General features: G+C 69.0%; 19 protein-coding genes. 5 read left to right on the top strand and 14 right to left on the bottom strand.

The features are described 5' to 3' along the window. Positions 1 to 781 (top strand): chaplin family protein (locus tag LC041_RS15370; protein WP_226533969.1); only part of this gene is annotated, 781 nt, incomplete at its 5' end. 319 nt (positions 782 to 1,100) lie between these two features. On the opposite strand, the gene LC041_RS15365 is transcribed toward LC041_RS15370, so the two are convergent. Genes LC041_RS15365 through LC041_RS15345 form a run of 5 tightly spaced genes read right to left on the bottom strand, consistent with a single transcriptional unit; the run spans position 1,101 to position 5,376 of the window. Further along, positions 1,101 to 1,448: a hypothetical protein gene (locus tag LC041_RS15365; protein WP_226533968.1), complete on the bottom strand. Its 348-nt coding sequence runs from the start codon at positions 1,446 to 1,448 to the stop codon at positions 1,101 to 1,103. After that, complete coding sequence (locus LC041_RS15360; RefSeq protein ID WP_226533967.1) at positions 1,445 to 2,287, bottom strand: hypothetical protein; 843 nt, start codon at positions 2,285 to 2,287, stop codon at positions 1,445 to 1,447. The genes LC041_RS15365 and LC041_RS15360 overlap by 4 nt, the downstream gene beginning before the upstream one ends. A 21-nt stretch (positions 2,288 to 2,308) precedes the next feature. After that, on the bottom strand, positions 2,309 to 3,172 hold the full coding sequence (locus tag LC041_RS15355) for an amidohydrolase family protein (RefSeq protein WP_226533966.1): 864 nt from the start codon (positions 3,170 to 3,172) through the stop codon (positions 2,309 to 2,311). Further along, positions 3,172 to 4,338, bottom strand: coding sequence for a CaiB/BaiF CoA transferase family protein (locus LC041_RS15350; protein WP_226533965.1), 1,167 nt, complete (start codon positions 4,336 to 4,338; stop codon positions 3,172 to 3,174). The genes LC041_RS15355 and LC041_RS15350 overlap by 1 nt, the downstream gene beginning before the upstream one ends. A gap of 33 nt (positions 4,339 to 4,371) precedes the next feature. Continuing rightward, on the bottom strand, positions 4,372 to 5,376 hold the full coding sequence (locus LC041_RS15345; RefSeq protein WP_226533964.1) for an alcohol dehydrogenase catalytic domain-containing protein: 1,005 nt from the start codon (positions 5,374 to 5,376) through the stop codon (positions 4,372 to 4,374). Between the two features lie 193 nt (positions 5,377 to 5,569). On the opposite strand from LC041_RS15345, the gene LC041_RS15340 reads away from it, so the two are divergent. Next, the gene (locus LC041_RS15340; protein ID WP_226533963.1) at positions 5,570 to 6,646 is read left to right on the top strand and encodes an ABC transporter substrate-binding protein; all 1,077 of its coding nucleotides are present in this window, start codon (positions 5,570 to 5,572) and stop codon (positions 6,644 to 6,646) included. A gap of 225 nt (positions 6,647 to 6,871) precedes the next feature. On the opposite strand, the gene LC041_RS15335 is transcribed toward LC041_RS15340, so the two are convergent. From LC041_RS15335 to LC041_RS15310, 6 genes are read right to left on the bottom strand one after another with little or no spacing between them, the layout of a single operon-like run. After that, positions 6,872 to 7,705, bottom strand: coding sequence for an ABC transporter permease (locus LC041_RS15335; RefSeq protein ID WP_226533962.1), 834 nt, complete (start codon positions 7,703 to 7,705; stop codon positions 6,872 to 6,874). Further along, positions 7,702 to 8,535 carry an ABC transporter permease gene (locus tag LC041_RS15330; protein ID WP_226533961.1) on the bottom strand — a complete coding sequence of 278 codons (834 nt, stop codon included), beginning with the start codon at positions 8,533 to 8,535 and terminating at the stop codon, positions 7,702 to 7,704. Before LC041_RS15330 ends, LC041_RS15335 begins: the two co-directional genes overlap by 4 nt. Further along, positions 8,532 to 9,359: an ABC transporter ATP-binding protein gene (locus LC041_RS15325; RefSeq protein WP_226533960.1), complete on the bottom strand. Its 828-nt coding sequence runs from the start codon at positions 9,357 to 9,359 to the stop codon at positions 8,532 to 8,534. Before LC041_RS15325 ends, LC041_RS15330 begins: the two co-directional genes overlap by 4 nt. 40 nt (positions 9,360 to 9,399) lie before the next feature. Continuing rightward, positions 9,400 to 10,374, bottom strand: coding sequence for an LLM class flavin-dependent oxidoreductase (locus tag LC041_RS15320; RefSeq protein ID WP_226533959.1), 975 nt, complete (start codon positions 10,372 to 10,374; stop codon positions 9,400 to 9,402). Position 10,375: 1 nt separating this feature from the next. Then, positions 10,376 to 11,782: a dihydroorotase gene (locus LC041_RS15315; protein WP_226533958.1), complete on the bottom strand. Its 1,407-nt coding sequence runs from the start codon at positions 11,780 to 11,782 to the stop codon at positions 10,376 to 10,378. Next, positions 11,779 to 12,822, bottom strand: a complete 1,044-nt coding sequence (locus tag LC041_RS15310; protein ID WP_226533957.1) for an alpha/beta hydrolase — start codon at positions 12,820 to 12,822, stop codon at positions 11,779 to 11,781. The genes LC041_RS15315 and LC041_RS15310 overlap by 4 nt, the downstream gene beginning before the upstream one ends. 152 nt (positions 12,823 to 12,974) lie before the next feature. On the opposite strand from LC041_RS15310, the gene LC041_RS15305 reads away from it, so the two are divergent. Genes LC041_RS15305 through LC041_RS15295 form a run of 3 tightly spaced genes read left to right on the top strand, consistent with a single transcriptional unit; the run spans position 12,975 to position 15,834 of the window. Further along, positions 12,975 to 13,955, top strand: coding sequence for a putative F420-0 ABC transporter substrate-binding protein (locus LC041_RS15305; RefSeq protein ID WP_226533956.1), 981 nt, complete (start codon positions 12,975 to 12,977; stop codon positions 13,953 to 13,955). Next, on the top strand, positions 13,952 to 15,025 hold the full coding sequence (locus LC041_RS15300; protein WP_226533955.1) for a putative F420-0 ABC transporter permease subunit: 1,074 nt from the start codon (positions 13,952 to 13,954) through the stop codon (positions 15,023 to 15,025). Before LC041_RS15305 ends, LC041_RS15300 begins: the two co-directional genes overlap by 4 nt. After that, positions 15,022 to 15,834 carry an ABC transporter ATP-binding protein gene (locus LC041_RS15295; RefSeq protein WP_226533954.1) on the top strand — a complete coding sequence of 271 codons (813 nt, stop codon included), beginning with the start codon at positions 15,022 to 15,024 and terminating at the stop codon, positions 15,832 to 15,834. Before LC041_RS15300 ends, LC041_RS15295 begins: the two co-directional genes overlap by 4 nt. 16 nt (positions 15,835 to 15,850) lie before the next feature. On the opposite strand, the gene LC041_RS15290 is transcribed toward LC041_RS15295, so the two are convergent. The 3 genes from LC041_RS15290 to cofC all read right to left on the bottom strand — a co-directional run bounded on the left by LC041_RS15290 (position 15,851) and on the right by cofC (position 18,101). After that, positions 15,851 to 16,276 carry a hypothetical protein gene (locus LC041_RS15290; protein ID WP_226533953.1) on the bottom strand — a complete coding sequence of 142 codons (426 nt, stop codon included), beginning with the start codon at positions 16,274 to 16,276 and terminating at the stop codon, positions 15,851 to 15,853. A gap of 146 nt (positions 16,277 to 16,422) precedes the next feature. Then, on the bottom strand, positions 16,423 to 17,436 hold the full coding sequence (gene cofD / locus LC041_RS15285; RefSeq protein WP_226533952.1) for a 2-phospho-L-lactate transferase: 1,014 nt from the start codon (positions 17,434 to 17,436) through the stop codon (positions 16,423 to 16,425). Beyond that, on the bottom strand, positions 17,433 to 18,101 hold the full coding sequence (gene cofC / locus LC041_RS15280) for a 2-phospho-L-lactate guanylyltransferase (protein WP_226533951.1): 669 nt from the start codon (positions 18,099 to 18,101) through the stop codon (positions 17,433 to 17,435). The genes cofD and cofC overlap by 4 nt, the downstream gene beginning before the upstream one ends. Positions 18,102 to 18,106 lie beyond the last annotated feature (5 nt).

The raw sequence follows: 18,106 nt of genomic DNA, 5'->3' as shown, positions 1-18,106 counted from the left end.
CACCGGAACCGGCGGGAACACCGGAGCACCGGTCACCCCGACCACCGGCGGAAACACCACCGACGGCGAGGACGGCACGCTCAGCGGCACCCAGATCACCGCACCCATCACCGCCCCCGTGGGCGTGACCGGCAACGCGATCTCCCTGCTCGGCGACAGCGCCAGCACCGGAACCGGCGGGAACACCGGAGCACCGGTCACCCCGACCACCGGCGGAAACACCACCGACGGCGAGGACGGCACGCTCAGCGGCACCCAGATCACCGCACCCATCACCGCCCCCGTCGACGTGACCGGCAACGCGATCTCCCTGCTCGGCGACAGCGCCAGCACCGGAACCGGCGGGAACACCGGAGCACCGGTCACCCCGACCACCGGCGGAAACACCACCAGCGGTCTCGGCGGGCTCCTCGGCGGCACCCAGCTGGCGCTGCCGATCAGCCTTCCGATCACGCTCGGCGGAAACGCCATCTCCGTGCTGGGCGAGGCCACGGTGACGGACCCGGGCACGGATCCCGGCACGGACCCGGGCACGGATCCCGGCACGGACCCGGGCACCGACCCCGGCACCGACCCCGGCACGGACCCGGGCACCGACCCCGGCACCGACCCCGGTACATCGACCGGTTCCGTCACCGCGTCGGGGGCGGCGTGGACCGGCCAGTCCACGGGGCTCGCGATGACGGGCGGCTCGTCGTCGGCAGGACTGATCGTGCTCGCCATGATCCTGCTCGGCCTCGGAGGTGCGGCCCTGCTGCGACGTCGTGGAGTGACGGCGTAGCGAGAGACGCCGGCGGTGCGGCCGTCCTCGGGGGAGGAGACCCCGCACCACCGGCGCGCCGATGCGTCATCACCCACCCCATCGCGACGGGTTCGTAGCCCCCAGCTCCCCGTCGCTCGACGCCGGCGCAGAACGGGCGGATGCCCCGTGGAAATCCCACCACGGGGCATCCGCCGCGCCCTGCCCGACGCAGCCGAGGTCCACTTGTCGGGAGCGTGGACAGATGCAAGGAGAAAGTGCCCTCAAACGCCCCGTCCGTACGGATACTCCCGACAGGTGCACCGCCAACCGGGCGAGGAGGCAGCTCGGGAAGACCGGATCAGGGGATGTCGTCGACCTCGCCGTACGGGATGATCGCGGCGCGATAGCGCTCGACGAGGTCGCGCCAGCCGAAGCCCTCCGTGTACTCGTGCTCGTAGACGGCCTCTGTGAAGTGCCACAGCAGATACGGATGCGCGCCCAGGCCGTAGAGTGCGCCGTAGTCACGGTTCACGAAAGCGACCCGCTCCTCGGGGGTCAGCACGCGGTCGTCGGCGACCGCATCGGGACCCGATCCGTCGGCGAGCCAGCGGTCGACGAAGCCCTCGGTGTCGGCCACGTAGGCATTCACGTTCGCCGTGCTCATCTCGACGGCGCGGATGAACTTGTTCATCATGTACCGGCTCACGATGCGGCTCCCCACAGGAAGAACGGACTGGAAGCGAAACGGGAGGTCGTCGCCTCGGCGAGATCCGCCGGTCGGCCCTTCATCGCGGCGAGCGCGGCCACGATGTTCACGTACTGGTAGGTGACGTTGCCGGCGGCCATGATCCGGTCGAACCGGCAGCCGGCGATCGCTCCGTCGAGGTCTCCGTCACGCATCCATGCCACCGCCTCGGCGTCGAACTCGGGATCGGGCGAGCCGTTGAACGTGCGGGGTCCCCCCACGTCCGTCGCCATGTGCCCCGAGGTGAGCAACCCCACCCTCGCGTCACTGTCCCACGACTCCACCACGGTGCGAAGGTGGTGGCCGAGAGCGGCGAAGCGCGCCGCGGTCGGCAGCGGAGGCAGGATCGAGTTCGCATGGATCGGCACGATCGGCAGGTCGAGGTCCGGCCGGACGTACTGCAGCGGGAGCACGAAGCTGTGGTCGAGGCGCCACTCGTGCGACACCGAGAGGTCGATCGTCTCAGGCAGCACCTCGCGGCCCGTGATCTGCGTCGCCAGCTCCGGGTTGCCGACCAGCTCGGCATACTCCATGCCGAACGTGCGCACCTCGTTCTCGTAGGTTCCGTGGTACGACGCAGCCCTGCCCACGAGGAAGGCCGGCGAGTTGTCGGAGAAGAACTGCCGCACGTGATCGGTGCCGAGCACGATGAGGGTGTCGACCCCGGCATCGGCGATGGCCTCCCGGACGCGACGGAAGTTGGCCTCGACCGCGACGAGGTCGTCCGGCATCGGCTCGCGCATCGCCCGCCACAACAACGGGTTGTGCGGGGTCGCGGCGGCCATGACGAGTTCAGCCATGCTCGGCTCCTTCCCGGGTGCTCACAGTCGGAACAGCTTCCGCGCGTTGTCGAGCAGGATCTTCCGGCGCGACTCCTCCTTGAGCCCGAGCGCGTCGAACTCGGTCATCCACCGATCCGCGGTCATCACGGGCCAGTCCGACCCGAAGAGGACACGGTCGGAGATCAGCGAGTCGGCGTAGCGGACCACTTCCGGGGGCAGGTACTTCGGCGCCCAGCCCGACAGATCGAGGTACACGTTCGACTTGTGCCAGACCATCGCGAGGTTCTCGAGGTGCCAAGGCCAGGCCGGGTGGGCGCTGATGATGTTCAGCTCGGGGAACTCGGCCGCCACGTCGTCGATGTAGGGCACAGGACGGGCGTTCTCGAGCCGGTAGCCGCCACCTCCCGGAGTGCCCGCCCCTGCGCCGGGGAAGCCGGAGTGGAACATCACCACGAGCCCGAGTTCGGCGCAGGTCTCCCAGATCGGGAAGAACCGGCGATCGTTGGCGAGGAACTTCTGCCGGGACGGATTGAGCTCTCCCACGCCCTTGATGCCGTACTCGTCGTGCATCCGCCGGATCTCGGCGACCGCGCCCTCACCCTTCCACGGGTCGATGCCGGCGAATGCGAGGAACACGTCGGGGTGGTCCTGCTGCGCCTTGCCGAGAAGATCGTTCGGTGCGCCCTTGATCCCGCTCGTCGTCTCCGAGTCGGAGTTCACGATGACGGCCATCATCTTGCGTTCGCGATACTGATCCGCCTGCTCGGCGAACGACACGACCGGGCGCTCGCGCCCGAAGTGGGCGGCCATCTGGGAGTGCCGCCGACCCATCGCCGCGATGAACTCCTCCGTCTGCGGGTGGGTGTGGACGTCGATCGCGACGAGGTCGTCGATGCCGGGCATCAGGCAGCCCCTTCCTTCACTCCGGACCGCAGCCCGGTCAACGCCTCGGTGTCGGCCCCGAGTGCGGGGGCGTAGCGAAGCTCCGGTCGACCCGATCGCTGGAAGCGGATACTGGGGACCGGCACGCGCAGCGCACCGTCGGGGCCGTCGATCTCCTCGACCAGACCCATGCCGGCGATCTGCGGGTCGTCGAACAGATCACCCATCGTGTTCAGCGGCCCGTGCGGGATATCGTGCGCGGCGAGTCGATCGAGCCAGTACTGGCGGGGGTGAGTCGCCGCGATCTCCTTGAGCACTGCGTCGAGCTCGTCGTAGTTGCGCACACGCCCTTCGCGGGTCGAGAAGCGCGGGTCGTCGGCGAGATCGGGCCGTTCCAGGACATCGAGCAGTCCGGTCCAGAACTTCTCCGGCACCGACATGTGGATCACGAACGCCTTGTCGTCTGAGCCCCGGCACGCGTACGCCTGCGCCCGACGAGGCCGCGAATCGGGCGAGGAGACCTGTCCCGTCTCGAGGAATGCCGACGCCGACTCGGTGAGGAAGTCCAGCAGTGCGCCGACCATCGTGACCTCGACGTGCTCACCGACCCCGCTCACATCACGCGCATGCAGCGCGGCGAGCACCGCCTGCACGGCCGACATCCCGGAGAGGAGATCGGAGAATGCGGGACCGAGCGGGCGGATCGTTGACGCGGGGACGACCTGGCTGTACATGCCCCCGGTGGCCGAGATCACCGTGTCGTAGGCGGGGCGCTTCGCTGCAGGACCGGTGGCGCCGAACCCCGTGATGGAGCACGAGATGATCCGCGGATTGCGGGCATGCAGGTCTTCGGGACCGAATCCGAGCCGCGCCGCGACCCCTGGACGGAAGTTGTCGAGCACGATGTCCGCGTCGTCGACCAGGGCGAACAGCGCGGCGAGGCCGTCAGCGCTCTTCAGGTCGAGCACGACGCCCCGCTTGCCGCGGTTGTACGCAGCGAACTGCGGGCTCATCGTCGCCCGACCCTCCCATCGGCGCATGGGGTCGCCCTCCGGCGATTCGACCTTGACGACGTCGGCACCGAGATCGGCCAGCAGCTTCGCGGCGTACGGACCCGAGATGTACTGACCCAGCTCGATCACGCGGATCCCGGCGAGCGCACCGGCGCCCGGTCGTGCAGTGCTCATCACTTCTGGTCTCCTCTTCGATACCGAGGGCGGTCATCGCACATCGACGATGACCTTCCCCTCACCCTTGCGGGGAAAGTCGCGATACGCCGTGGCGATGTCAGCGAGCGCGTAGCGGCTGCCGACGAGTGAAGGCAGCACACCGATGTCAGCGAGCGCGAGCGCCTCGGCCACGTCGTCGTAGCGGGCACTGGCCACGCCGAACAGTCGCTTGCGCCGCAGATAGAAGTCGCGGGAGTCGACGTGCAGGTCGCTGTCGATGGAGGCCGCGCAGAACACCGCCCTGCCGCCCCACTGCAGCGCCGAGATCCCGGCGCTCAACGTCGGCGCATGGCCGGACACGTCGAGCACGACGTCGAAGCCGCCTCCCCCGCTCAGCGCAGAGGCCAGAGCAGGAGCATCGGCCGCCTGGATGACCTGCTCGTCACCGAGCGCGGTGAGGGCTCGGCGAGACGCGGCGACCACATCCGCACCGCGGGCGAGGGCGACCGCGACCGCGGCTCGACCGAGCGTTCCGCCGGCACCCGTGATGAGCACGCGGTCGCCGGCGGTGAGGCCGACGGTGCGGACGGCGTTGATGACGATGGATGCGCTGTGGACCACGGCGGTCGCCTGCGCGGCGTCGAGGCCACGGCGGTCGAACGCGTTGCGGGCGGGGACGACGACGAACTCCGCCGCTCCCCCGTCGCGATGCACGCCGACGACCGTCTGACGCGGGCAGTCGGCTTCGTCACCGGCCTGACAGTGCGCGCAGAGGCCGCACGCGATGTTGGGCTTGACCACGACGGCCTGGCCGATGCGCGTCGGATCGACCTCCGCTCCGACCCCGACGATCTCGCCGGCGGGGTCGATCCCGAGGATGCGGGGCAGCTGCGCCTGCGCCCCCGGCCCGGTGCCGGCGATGACGTTGAGGTCGAGCTGATTCACCCCGACGGTGTCCACGCGGACGAGCACATCGCCGGCGCCGGGTGTCGGCGCAGCCGTGTCTGCGACAGACAGGCCGTCCAGATCATGGCGGCTCAGCACAGCGGCTCGCATCTTCACCTCTTCATCGCGGGAATCTGTTTCGGATACTGTATCCAATTTTCGTCCTGGGCGTCTAGACCCTGTTCGAGCACGATATCCCGCAAACCATGGACACGGGAACTCAAATTGGATACCGTATCCCAAAATCCGCGTGAGGCGCCCCACTCCACGGAGGAGCCGCACGCACTTGCCCGAATGGAGAGTCATGCGCACGACACGAAACAGACTCGGCCTCGCCGTGGTCGGCGGCACAGCAGCACTGACGCTGCTCGCCGCCTGCGCCTCGCCGACGCCGACACCGGAAGGCCCCGTCGAGCTCGGCGACGGCGAACCCGGAGCCGCCGAAGACACCAGCATCACGGTGGCCATCCCCTTCCCCGACGTCACGATGTACTCGATGTACGTCCTCGCGACGGATCTGGGCTACTACGAGGAGGAGGGCCTCACCGTCGAGGTCATCACCGCCGACAACGTCACCGCCGCGGTCGCCAGCGGAAGCGCTGACATCGGCGTCGAATCCACCGGCACCGTGATCGATGCCATCCGCGGAGGTGTCGAGATCGACCTGGTCTCGGGGCACTACTGCCGGCAGAACTTCGACTTCGCGGTGCAGTCCGACGTCTCCGGCGTGGAGGACCTCGACGGCACCTCCATCGTGCTGGCGGGAACCCCCGGCGATCCTGCCGAGTTCCAGCGAGCCCAGGTGCTCGAGGAGGAAGGCTGGGACATCTCATCCGTCAACACCGAGATCGTCTACCCGGGACCCGGGTCGGAGTCGTGGACGGAATTCTTCGTCAACGACAGGATCTCCTTGCAGCCGTTCTACGCCGACGACCGCGCCGCCCTCGAGGAACACGGCGCGAACATCGTCGTCGAGTCGCTGCGCAACTGGGCCAACGACGTGCAGATCGCCGGCACGCAGTGGGCACAGGAGAATCCGAACACCCTGGTCCGGTTCCTGCGCGCCACGCTCAAGGGCACCGACTTCATGACGGCACCCGCACCCGGCGAGTTCCCTGAGAACGCCGAGGAGGCGCTGGACATCTACGAGGCCAACGACTTCGATGTCGCGGAGCTGCGTGAATCGGACAGCGTCTGGATCCTCGACGGACACCTCGCCTGCCCGAACCTGTACTTCGACGACGAGGCGTGGGACACCACCATCGAGACGCAGAAGCTCGAGCCTCTCGACTTCGACGAGTCCCAGTTGGCGTACCTGTTCAAGGCGCAGGAGCTGCTCGGCCTCGACAATGCCGGACCGGCGACCCTGCCCTACCCGTGACCCGCTGAGCTGATCCGCACGTCACACGAAGAGGCCCCACCGTTGCGCATGGCGGTGGGGCCTCTTCACGCGTGGATCGCAGATCGCCCGCCGCCAGCGGGTTTCGAATCGCGCAACCGGCCGCATCTCGACCACGGATCGAGCCGTTTGCGCGATTCGAAACCCGGTGGGAACGAACCCGGCCCCCGTCGCGCATGAGACGGGGGCCGGGGGTCGAGGCGGCGGTCAGCCGACGATCTTGCGCTCGTCGTACCAGGGCGCGAGACGCCGACGGAGCACCGAGATGAGGAACAGCGTCAGGTTGGCGATGATGACCATGACCACGACCATCGCGATCGCCTCGTCCATCCGGAACTGATAGGCCGCGAACTCGAGCAGGTGCCCGAGACCGCCGGTGCCGCCGAGGAACTCGCCGAGCACCTCGCCCGTGAACCCGAGCGCCGCACCGCGCTGGATGCCGGAGAGGCTGTAGGGCAGCGTGGCGGGGAAGATCACCTTCCACCCGAGGCCGATCCCCTTGGCGCCGTACACCCGCGCGGCGTTGACGAGCGAAGGGTTCACGGTGACCGCGCCCTCCATGGTGTTCAAGAGGATCGGGAACACGGCCAGCAGGATGACGAGCGCGATCTTCGACTCGCTGCCCAGCCCGAGCCCGAGGATGAACAGGGGGGCGAGCGCAACCTTGGGAGTCGAGTACAGCACCCAGAGGAACGGCGCGACCATGAAGCGCAGCACGGGCGACCAGCCGACCGCGAGGCCCACGACCACACCGACGACGATCGCGATGGCGAGGCCGATCAGCAGGTTCGTGACGCTGAACACGAACGCCGACCAGAACTCCGGATCGACCATGAGCTGACCGAACGCGACCGCGATCGCGCTCGGGGCGGGGAGGAACGCCGACGGCACCCACTGGAACCAGCTGACCACCGCCTCCCACAGCACCAGCACCGCGGCGACCACTCCGATCAGGAGCAGGGTCCACTTCCCCTCCCCGGATCGCACGACGCGACGCGGACGGACGATCCGCATGGTGCCCGTTGCCGAGACGACGCTCATCGCTTCCCCTTCCTCGTCCACGGAGCGACCCCGCGCTCGATGGCCGTCACCACCTGGGTCATGCCCACGCTCCACAGCACGACGACCGCGATCGCCGCGAACGCCTGATCGGTCTGATAGGTGTTCGAGGCGCGGATGATGAGCGCTCCCATTCCGCTCGACGAGCCCGCGAGCTCGGCCACCACCATGCCGATCGTCGCGAGCACGACTGCTTGACGGAGGCCCGCGAACAGGAACGGGATCGTCGACGGCAGGTACACCGAGCGGTACAGCCGCAGGCGACCCGCCCCGTACACGCGGGCGGCGCGGATGATCGACGGGTTCGTCGTACGCATGCCGGCGGCGACGTTGAGCAGGATCGGGAAGATCGCGCTGATCGTCACGAGGAAGATCACCGGACCGATCCCGAAGCCGAACCAGGCCTTGGCGAGCGGCTGGTACGCGATCGAGGGGGTGGCGTAGATCGTCCAGGCGATCGGCCCGATCACCCGATCGACCGGCAGCGAGGTGCCCATGAGGAGTCCGACCGGGATGCCGACGACCACGGCCAACGCGAAGCCGGTCAGCCACGCCTGCGCCGAGACGACGGCGTTGGTGGCGAGCGATCCGTTCGCGATGATCTCGCCGAACCCCTGGGCGATCGACAGCGGAGGCGGCAGGAAGACCGGGTTGATCCAACCGAGCACGCCCACGACCAGCTGCCACAGCACGAGGAGGATCACGACTTCGACCGCGATGACGGCGGCCTTGCCCCTCGCGCTCAGTCCGGCGAGCCAGGCGGCGACGCCACCCCTGCCGAGATTCGGGCCGGTGGCCAGGAGCGCGGTCATTTCGACACCGCCGCCGCCGTCGCCTCGCCCTCCAGCGCCTCCCAGAGGTGGTCGCGGAGTTCGAGGAAGCGCGGATCGTGTTGCACCGAGCGCTCCGACCGCGGACGGGGGATGTCGGTCGTGATGACCTCCTTGATCGCACCGGGATGACTCTTGAAGACGACGATGCGGTCGCCCAGGAGGATCGCCTCCTCGATCGAGTGCGTGATGAAGAGGACGGTCTTGCCGGTCGCCTCGATCAGCTTCTCGATCTCGTCACGCATCACCTCGCGGGTCAGGGCGTCGACGGCGCCGAGCGGCTCGTCCATCAGCAGGATCCTCGGTTCGGCCACGAATGCGCGGGCGAGGCCGACGCGCTGCTGCATTCCGCCGGAGAGCTCGCGGGGGTAAGAGGATTCGAACCCCTTGAGGCCGACCATGTCGATGGCCTCCTGCACCTTCGCCCGCCAGTCCGCCGTGCGCAGGCCCTTCTGCATCTCGAGGCCGAACCTCACGTTGTCGAAGACGGTCCGCCAGGGCAGGAGGGCGTAGTCCTGGAAGACGACGGCCCGGTCGGGTCCCGGTCCGTCGACCTCCTTCCCGTCCACGAGGACGGAGCCGGTGCTCGGCGCGACGAGGCCGGCGATGACGTTCATGAACGTCGTCTTGCCGCACCCCGACGGGCCGAGCACCGTGATGAACTCGCCCTCGAAGACGTCGAGGTCGACGTTCTCGATGGCGATCAGCTTCTTCCCCGTGCGCGCGACGTCGTAGCTCACCGAGAGCCCGGCGACCGAGATCAGCGGATCGGTGGTGTCTCGTGCGGTGTGGTTCACGTCAGTCATCGTCGACCTCTCGTCTCGTGCCGCGCTCGGGTGCGCGGCTTTATCGCAGCTTAGGAAGCACCTCGGTACCGAGGAGCTCGATCTGCTCGAAGAACCGATCGAACTTGAAGCGGAAGTCGAAGACGAGATGCTCGGTGCCGACCTCCTCGAACCGCTTGATCTGCTCGACGGCCTCATCGGGGCTGCCGACGATGAGCTGCCCCTCGAGGTCTTCGACCGTCTCGAAGCTGCCCGACGGCGGCTTCACCGCGAACTTGGCCTTGTTCGCCCAGGCGAGCAGGCCCGGGATGTTCACGTGCTTCAGCGCCTCCTCCCGGGAGTCCTCGATCGAGGTCGGCGGGATGACGGCGATGGTCGGCATCGGGCGCCCGTTCTCGTCCGTCATCTCGCGCATGGTCTGGATGCGCTTCTCCATGGTGAGGAGCCCGGTGCGCCCGGGCATCCATCCATCGGCGAACTCGGCCGCGAGACGGGCCGAGCGCGGGGTGGCACCGCAATACCAGAAGGGGATGCGTCCGCCGACGGGCTTCGGCTCGATCGTGACGTTCTCGAACGAGAAGATCCCGTCGTCATACGTCACATCGTTCTCGGTGAACACGCGACGCAGGATCTCGGCGTTCGAGCGAACCATCTCGACGCGGTCGAGGTCGCCCCAGCCGATCGCGTCGAACTCGTGGTCGAAGGTGCCGGCGCCGAAGCCCAGGATCAGGCGCGGGCCGAGCAGCTGCGTCATGGTCCCGGCCATGAGCGCCGTGACCAGCGGGTGGCGGAACGGGATGAGCGACCCGGTGCCGAGCTCGATCTTCTCGGTGACGGCGCCGATCGCGGTGAGCGTGGTCAGCGCGTCGTAGAACGTGCGGTTCGGCTTCTCCATCTCACCGTGCGGCTCGAACACCAGGTGATCGCGCACCCAGACGGAGTCGAACCCGAAGCTCTCGGCGAGCTTCGATCCCTCCAGGAGCTTCTCCTTGCTCGCCTCCTCGCCGAAGTGCGGCAGCAGCAGTCCGAATTTCATGTCAGTTCCCTTCTGCGGCGAACGCCGCCCTGTCTTCCGCCGATGCGGCGAGCTTTCCGAAAGCGGGGTCGCCGATGACCTCGTCACCGACGTAGACGTCGACCCCGCGCACGAGGGTCCGCTGGATCCGGGCGCTGATGGTGCGCCCGTCGTACGGGGTCCAACCGATCTTCGACAGCACGCCGTCGTTGGTGATGGTCCACTCGTCGGCCAGGTCGGCGATGACGATGTCGGCGTCCGCTCCGATCGTGAGCGAGCCCTTGACCCCTTCCAGGCCGAACTTGGCGGCGGGGATGTGGGCGACCATGTCGATCGCGCGCTGCAGGTCGAGCTCGCCCTTGTTGACGGCGTCGAGCATGAGCTCGTAGTAGTACTGGATGCCGGGGGTGCCGGTGTGCGAGCTCCACATCTTCGTCCACCCGACCTCCTTCTCCTCGCGCGTGTGCGGGGCGTGGTCGCTGGCGGCGATGTCGATCGTCCCGTCGCGCATGCCCTCCCAGACGGCGGCGCGGTTGTCGTCGGGCACCCAGTAGCTGAGCGCGTAGGGACCGAGCGTCTCGACGTCGTTCCACGTCGACAGGAACGGCGCCCAGTGGTTGACCTCGCACGTGACATCGATGCCGTTCTGCTTGGCACGGCGGACGGCCTCGATCGAGCGCCGGGTCTGGATGTGCGCGATGTGCACCGGGCAACCGGATGCCTCGGCGAGACGGAGCACGACGTCGATCGCCGTGTCCCAGATCACGCCCTCGCGCGCGGCGTAGGCCGAGGCGTAGCCCTCCGGGGTGTTCTCTCCGCGAGCCAGGTACGCGCCCTCGATGTAGTCCATCAGCGCCTGGTCGTGGGGATGCACGATGAAGCGCTTCCCGGTTCGGGCGATGTGGTCCATGATCTCGAGCAGGTGCCCGTGGTTGTGGATGCCGGTACCCGAGGGGTGTGGATAGTCACGACCGGTGTCGACGACCATGTAGATCTTGTACGCCCGGATGCCCATCTCGCTCATGCCGGCGATCTCGTCGAACTTGGTCGGCGCGGGGTTGTGGTTCCAGTCGACGATCGACGATTCCTCGTAGCGGTGGAACACGTCGGTCAGGGTGGCGACATCGGTGGTCGGCGGCTTGAGGTTCGGCATCCCGAACATCGTGGTGACGCCGCCTGCTGCCGCCTGAAGGCTCGTCGTGTAGATGTCATCCTTGTGCTCGTAGCCGGGCTCGCGGGTGTGCACGTGCACGTCGACCATGCCGGGGAGCACGAGCTTGCCCGCGGCGTCGATCGTGCGCGCGGCCGGGATCTCGGTTCCTCCCGCGACGATGCCGGCGACCTTGCCGTCGGCGACGAGCAGGTCGGCCTGCACCGGTCCTGCAGGGGTGACGACGGTGCCACCGGTGATCTTCAGATCCACGCTCATGGCGTGACCTCCTCTTTGCTGACGGATTCGGTGGTGATCGACTCGCCGATCGCGGGCGACGGCGACGACCGATGCACGAGATGCGCCGGTCGCACGTACCGGTCGAACCACTCGACGATCACCGGGGTGGTCTGCTCCCAGTACGCGTCGTACGCGGCGTAGTGGGTCGTATGCCGCTGCATGATCAGCTGTTTCGGACCGTGTGCGGCCTCGTACAGCGCTTCGGCATGGTCGGTCGGGGTGGTCGCGTCGCCTTCGACGCCGATCACGAGCAGTGGCGTGGTCAGGCGGGCGGCCGCCTCGATGGGCCGGTACGCGAGGATGCCCTCGGCGCACGCGAGCGGAACGGCACTGGGGATGCGATCGTCGACGTCGGCCTTGATCTTCGTGGCACGACGCTCAGCCGTGGGGATCATGATCTCCTCGCGGGGGTGCACGATCCGCCCCTCCCCCGTGGTAACGCGGAGCCGCCGGTCCTCGGCGAGGGAGTTCTGGAAGTCGAGCCATTCGTACTCGCTGCGCATGCGGTGCAGCCAATCCTCACCGTCGGCGACGGGCACCTGGCTGACGGCGGCCTTGATGCGCGGATCGGCGTCGGCCAGGAGCACGGCGTTGCCGCCTCCCGTCCCGCCGGTGCCGAACACCCCGATCGCGTCGGCGATCACGTCTTCGCGCGTGGTGAGGTAGGTGACCGCGTTCACGAGGTCTTGCAGCTGCCAGGCCGGAGAAAGGTAGCCGCGGTCGCCCTCGGAGTCACCGAAGCCGCGGTAGTCGATCACGAGCACGGCGAAGCCGGCCTGGACGAGGGCTTCGTGATAGCGGACGTAGAGCTTGGCGTCCTTGAGCCCGAGCCAGCCCGGCCCCTGCACGAGCGCACGGTAGGGGCCCGCGTGATCGGGGGTGCGCCACACGGCGGAGATGCGCTGACCCTCGCTGAAGTACGAGACGGGTGTGGTCTGCATGGGTTCCTCTCGGCTGAACGCGGCGTCGCGATCGGCGATCTGCGCCGCTGCGGTGGGGCAATCCCCATCATCGCCCATTTTGGATCCAGAATCCAGTATTGATTTGGATCCAGAATCCGCGCTAGCATGACCGCATCACGTCGACCCGATTGGCCGACGCCGGTGGTCCCGACCTGGACTGCGAACGTGCTCTCGCTTGCGCCCTTCCCTTCCTCGTCCTCCGGAGACCCATGCCTGCCACCGCCCGCGCCATCGCCGCCACCCCGCTCCTCGCCCTCCTCGTCGCCGCCGGATTGAGCGGATGCGCCGGTGCCCCGGCAGCGCCAGCCGCTGCCGCCGATCCGAAACCCCTCGTCCTCGACAACTGCGGCACCGACGTGTCGGTGGGTGCCGCACCGCAGCGGATCCTCACCATCAAGTCCTCGACACTCGAGCTCGCCCTGGCGCTCGGCGCCGGGAACCGCATCATCGGCTCCGCGTTCTCCGACGGGCCACTTCCCGAGAGTCTCGCGCCCGATGCCGAAGACATCCCGGCCATCTCCGACAAGGTGCCGTCGAAGGAGGCCGTGCTCGAACTCGAGCCCGACCTGGTGTTCGCCGGGTGGGAGTCGAACTTCTCGGTCGACGGCGCGGGCGAACGCACCGACCTGCAGAAGCTCGGCATCACCACCTACGTCGCGCCCGCTGCGTGCAAGGGGCCGGGTTACATGCCCGACCCGCTCACGTTCGACACCGTCTTCGACGGCTTCGCCGAGGCCGGCGAGCTCCTCGGCGAGCAGGATGCCGCCTCCGAGCTGATCGCGCGACAGCGCGCGGCTCTCGACGAGATCATCCCGGACGACCGCGGGCTCACCGCTCTCTGGTACTCCTCGGGCACGGACCAGCCCTTCGTGGGGGCGGGGATCGGGGCGCCGCAGATGATCATGTCGGCAGCCGGTCTCGACAACGTGTTCGCCGACGTGCACGACACCTGGACCTCGAGCTCGTGGGAGCTGATCGCAGAGGCGGACCCCGACGTGATCGTCCTGGTGGACGCCGCCTGGAACACCGCCGCCTCCAAGATCGCACTGCTGTCCTCGAATCCGATCACCGCGCGGCTCGACGCCGTGCAGAACGAGCGCTATCTGATCGTCGACTTCCCGGCCACCGAGGCCGGGATCCGAAATGTGGACGCCGTGGCGTCGCTCGTCACGCAGCTCGGAGAGCAATGAGCGCCGCTCTCCCGTTGCGGGCGGCGGTACCGGTCGCGGCCGCGTCGACCATCCACCCGAGACGGCGGCGCACGGTCTCGGCCGTCGCCGTGCTGCTGCCCGCCCTCGCCGTCACCGTGATCGCGGCCATCGCGATCGGACCGGCCGACATCACCCCCGGCGAGCTCCTGGCGAGCGTGTGGTCGCACCTGACCGGGGCGAGCAGCGGCCTCACCCCGATTCGCGACGCGATCATCTGGGAGGGACGTGTGCCCCGCGTGCTCACGGCAGCAGCCGTCGGCGGTGGCCTCGCCTTGTGCGGCGCCGTGATGCAGGCGCTCACCCGCAACCCGCTCGCCGATCCATATCTGCTCGGGCTGTCGTCGGGCGCATCCACGGGCGCGGTGATTGTGATCGTCCTGGGCGCTGCGGTGGCGCTGCCGTTCGCGGCCTTCGCCGGTGCGGTGCTCGCTCTCGTGCTGACGCTCGGCCTTGCCCGCGCCGCCGGCTCCACGGGACCGACGGCCGTGGTGCTCGCAGGCCTCGCGGTATCGGCGGTGCTCGCGGCGCTGACGAGCCTGGTGATCTTCTGGAGCGCGACGAACGACAGCTACCGCGAGATCCTCAGCTGGCTGCTCGGCTCACTCGGCGGCGCGGACTGGGCGGATGCGACCTTGGCCGGCATCGCCGTTCTCGTCTGCGCGATCCCCCTGCTGGCGTCGGCCCGTCCGCTCGACAGCCTCGCACTCGGGGACACCGCCGCTGAAGCCCTTGGCGTGCCGGTCACCCGGATGCGGGTGCTCCTCTTCCTCTGCACGGCCCTGTTGACCGGTGCGCTGGTCGCGGTCAGCGGCTCGATCGGCTTCATCGGCCTGATCCTGCCTCATGCCGTTCGTGCGGTCGTCGGCGCCCGGCATCGCGCGCTGCTGCCGGTCTCCTTCCTCGCCGGGGCGGTGTTCCTCATCTGGGCGGACACGATCGCTCGCACCGTGTTCGAACCGCGCGAGCTCCCGGTCGGCATCGTGACCGCGCTCATCGGCGGACCGGTGTTCGCACTGCTGATGCTGCGGATGCGGAGGAACCGGCCATGACCGATCACCGAGACGGGCTCGACGCCCAGCGCCTCCGCTTCCGTCGCGGCGATCGGCTCATCCTCGACGGGATGCACCTCACCGCGCCGCGTGGCGCGGTGACCGTACTGCTCGGCCCCAACGGCTCAGGCAAGAGCACGCTGTTGCGACTGATCGCCGGTACGCTGCGCGGCGAGACCGAGTCGCTCCGTCTGCACGGCGACTCCCTCCTGAGCATGAAACGCCGGGAGCGCGCGCAGCGGGTGGCCCTCGTGGAGCAGGAGTGGTCGGCCGCCGACGGGATGACGGGGCGAGAGATCGTCGGCCTCGGGCTGCTTCCTCACCGGGGCTGGCTGTCGTTCGAGAGCGAGGGGACGGACGCCACCGCCACGGAGACGGCACTGCGCCGTGCCGGCGCCCTCGAGTTCGCCGACCGCGATGCGGCGACCCTCTCCGGCGGCGAGCGCCAGCGAGTGAATCTCGCCAGAGCCCTGGCGCAGCGACCCGCACTGCTGCTGTGCGACGAGCCGACGAACCATCTCGACATCCGCGCGCAGCTCGACACCCTCGCGCTGCTGCGCTCACTCGCCGCCGACGGGATGACCGTCTTCGCCGCGCTGCACGACCTCAACCATGCGGCGGCCTTCGCCGATCGGATCGTGGTGGTCGCGAACGGTCATGTACAGGCGGCCGGATCGCCGCAGGACGTGCTCACGCACGAACTCATCGCCCGGGTGTGGAACGTCGACGCCGTGGTCCTCTCCCGACCGGACAGCGACCGCCCGCTGATCGTGTTCGACGATGCGCCGGTTCCCGTCGCCGGGCCCTGATCGCCGACGCCCGCGCTCAGACGAGCAGGGCGCGCGACGGCGCGGAGTCCGCCGCGAGGACGAACACATTCAGCCTGCGGGAGATCTCGTCCGCCTCGGCTTCCTGTCGGTGCAGGAACTCATGGGCGAGCCGGTCGACCGGCGTCGGATCCGTCGCCCCCTCGAACGACATGGGCAGGGCCGCACACTGCGTGTGCCCGCACAGCACATGGGCCAACTGATGGATCACGACATGCAGCCGGTACCACCGCGGATCGGATTCCCGGAGGAGAATCCTCGCGCGATCATCACGGACGAGCACGAAGGGCGCGATGCTCTCCCATTCCCTCTCGCCGAGCACCTCGACCTCGATGTCCACCCCCTGCAGGACCGACACCCGGTCCGTGATGCGCTCCACACTCGCGCCGCATTCGACTTCCAGCTCCTCGAAGAGCTGTGTCACTCCGCTTCTCCCGTTCATGAGGCCCCTCCGCCTGATGAGCTCGCACCGTGACCGGACGAGCATTCTCCCACCTGAGAGACGCGTCGAGGGCCCGACTCATTACGCCGATATATTGGTGACTTTCGGGCAGAGTTGTCGCCGAACGTCTAGGCCTCGTCGCGCTGGTCGACCAGAGCCCACTCGAGCACGGCTCCGGCGAGCGCGGCGGCGGTGTCGCGGTCGCGCATCCAGAGCGGACGCACCAGGGCAGGCAGCCCCTCGGCGTGGAGCGCGGTGGCGAGCGCAGCATCCTCTTCGGCGATCACCCACGCGTCGAGCAGACCCCCTGACGTCCGCGCACCGTAATGGCGTCCGACCGCATCGGCGGCAGCGGGGATTCCGAGCGCGGCGAGACAGGCATCGGCCATCCCTCGCACCGGAGCGCCGTCGATGATCGGGGAAACCCCGACGACCACTCCAGGGGAGGAACGCACCGCCTCGGCGATCCCGGGGACTGTGAGGATCGGGCCGAGCGAGACCACGGGATTCGACGGCGCGAAGAGCACCGCGTCCGCCTCCGCCAGAGCCTCGCGGACGCCGGGCGCAGGGACGGACCGCTCGATGCCCGGCCAGTCGAAGTCCTGCGCCGGAAGCGCCGCCCGATGCAGCGTCCACCACTCCTGGAAGTGCATGCGCCCCTGGTCGGTCGTCACGTGTGTGTCGACCTCGGAGTCCGTCATCGGGAGCAGCCGGACCCCGAGCGGCCAGCGCCCGGCGAGGCGTGACACCACCTCGGTGACCGACGCGCCGTCACGGAGCCACCCGGTGCGCGCGACATGCGCGCCGAGATCGAGGTCGCCCAGGGTGAACCACGGCCAGCCGGCGCCCCAGGCGTGCAGTTCGGCGGCCACGCGCTCGCTCTCTCCGGCCCGCCCCCATCCTCGCTCGGCATCGTTCACCCCGGCGAGGGCGTAGATCATCGAGTCGGCGTCCGGCTGCAGGCGCAGGCCGCTGAGCCACAGGTCATCACCGGTGTTGAGGATGACCGTGATCCGGGCGCGGGTGCCGCCCTCCCCGTCGGGCCAACGTCGGCGCGCGGCCTCGCGCACTCCGACGACGAACTTCGATCCGCCGACACCGCCGGCGAGGACCACGATGCGTGGCGCCGCAGCGACTGTCATGACGCCAGCACCAGGGGATGATCCAGCAGCGCCGCAGTCCGCGGCCCGAGACCCGCGCGCCGCGCCGCGCGGAGGTGCTCGGCATGATCGAGGTCCCGCCTCAACCCGCTCAGCACCGGGAATCCGACCTCCGCGAAACCGGCTTCGCGATGGGCGGCGGCCGAGCGCGCGCCGAAACACGGACGCAGCTCGAACCCGGAGCGCGCGGTCGCGAGCACGGAGCCCGTCCCCTCCGCATCCGGAACGAACGCCCGAGGGTGCGACGACGCGAAGGCGAGCGCCATGGCCAGTTCGTCCGGTCGCAATGCCGGGAGGTCACCGAGCATCACTGCTCGCGCACGAGCCTCCGATGCCGAGCTGACGCCGAGCTGGATCGCCGCGCTCAAACCCTCCCCGCGATCGCGCACGACCCGCACGCGGGGTAGCACGCGGAGTGCGGTCGCCGTGATCTCGTCGCTCGTCACGACGATGACCTCGGCGACGCGCTCACAGGCCGCGGCGGCCCCGACCGTGTCCAGCGCGATCGCCCGGGCGAGCGGCTCGCGCTCGACCCCCGGCAATCGCAGGCGGGACTTCCCTATCTCGGCTCGCTTGACGGGGATCACCACCACCCACTCACGCACGGGCACCCCCGGCACCGAGGACCCGAGACCACCGCGGAGCATGTCGA

The sequence above is a fragment of the Microbacterium paraoxydans genome, from assembly GCF_020524545.1.
GTDB lineage: Bacteria > Actinomycetota > Actinomycetes > Actinomycetales > Microbacteriaceae > Microbacterium > Microbacterium paraoxydans_C.
This window is presented reverse-complemented; position numbering and strand designations above follow the sequence as displayed.

Coding starts and splice junctions, on each gene's coding strand:
- LC041_RS15305 (WP_226533956.1), top strand. CDS start 12,975: ATGCCTGCCACCGCCCGCGCCATCGCCGCCACCCCGCTCCTCGCCCTC.
- LC041_RS15330 (WP_226533961.1), bottom strand. CDS start 8,535: ATGACCGCGCTCCTGGCCACCGGCCCGAATCTCGGCAGGGGTGGCGTC.
- LC041_RS15345 (WP_226533964.1), bottom strand. CDS start 5,376: ATGCGAGCCGCTGTGCTGAGCCGCCATGATCTGGACGGCCTGTCTGTC.
- cofD (WP_226533952.1), bottom strand. CDS start 17,436: ATGACAGTCGCTGCGGCGCCACGCATCGTGGTCCTCGCCGGCGGTGTC.
- LC041_RS15320 (WP_226533959.1), bottom strand. CDS start 10,374: ATGAAATTCGGACTGCTGCTGCCGCACTTCGGCGAGGAGGCGAGCAAG.
- LC041_RS15355 (WP_226533966.1), bottom strand. CDS start 3,172: ATGCCCGGCATCGACGACCTCGTCGCGATCGACGTCCACACCCACCCG.
- LC041_RS15350 (WP_226533965.1), bottom strand. CDS start 4,338: ATGAGCACTGCACGACCGGGCGCCGGTGCGCTCGCCGGGATCCGCGTG.
- LC041_RS15360 (WP_226533967.1), bottom strand. CDS start 2,287: ATGGCTGAACTCGTCATGGCCGCCGCGACCCCGCACAACCCGTTGTTG.
- LC041_RS15335 (WP_226533962.1), bottom strand. CDS start 7,705: ATGAGCGTCGTCTCGGCAACGGGCACCATGCGGATCGTCCGTCCGCGT.
- LC041_RS15315 (WP_226533958.1), bottom strand. CDS start 11,782: ATGAGCGTGGATCTGAAGATCACCGGTGGCACCGTCGTCACCCCTGCA.
- cofC (WP_226533951.1), bottom strand. CDS start 18,101: ATGCTCCGCGGTGGTCTCGGGTCCTCGGTGCCGGGGGTGCCCGTGCGT.
- LC041_RS15295 (WP_226533954.1), top strand. CDS start 15,022: ATGACCGATCACCGAGACGGGCTCGACGCCCAGCGCCTCCGCTTCCGT.
- LC041_RS15300 (WP_226533955.1), top strand. CDS start 13,952: ATGAGCGCCGCTCTCCCGTTGCGGGCGGCGGTACCGGTCGCGGCCGCG.
- LC041_RS15340 (WP_226533963.1), top strand. CDS start 5,570: ATGCGCACGACACGAAACAGACTCGGCCTCGCCGTGGTCGGCGGCACA.
- LC041_RS15310 (WP_226533957.1), bottom strand. CDS start 12,822: ATGGGCGATGATGGGGATTGCCCCACCGCAGCGGCGCAGATCGCCGAT.
- LC041_RS15325 (WP_226533960.1), bottom strand. CDS start 9,359: ATGACTGACGTGAACCACACCGCACGAGACACCACCGATCCGCTGATC.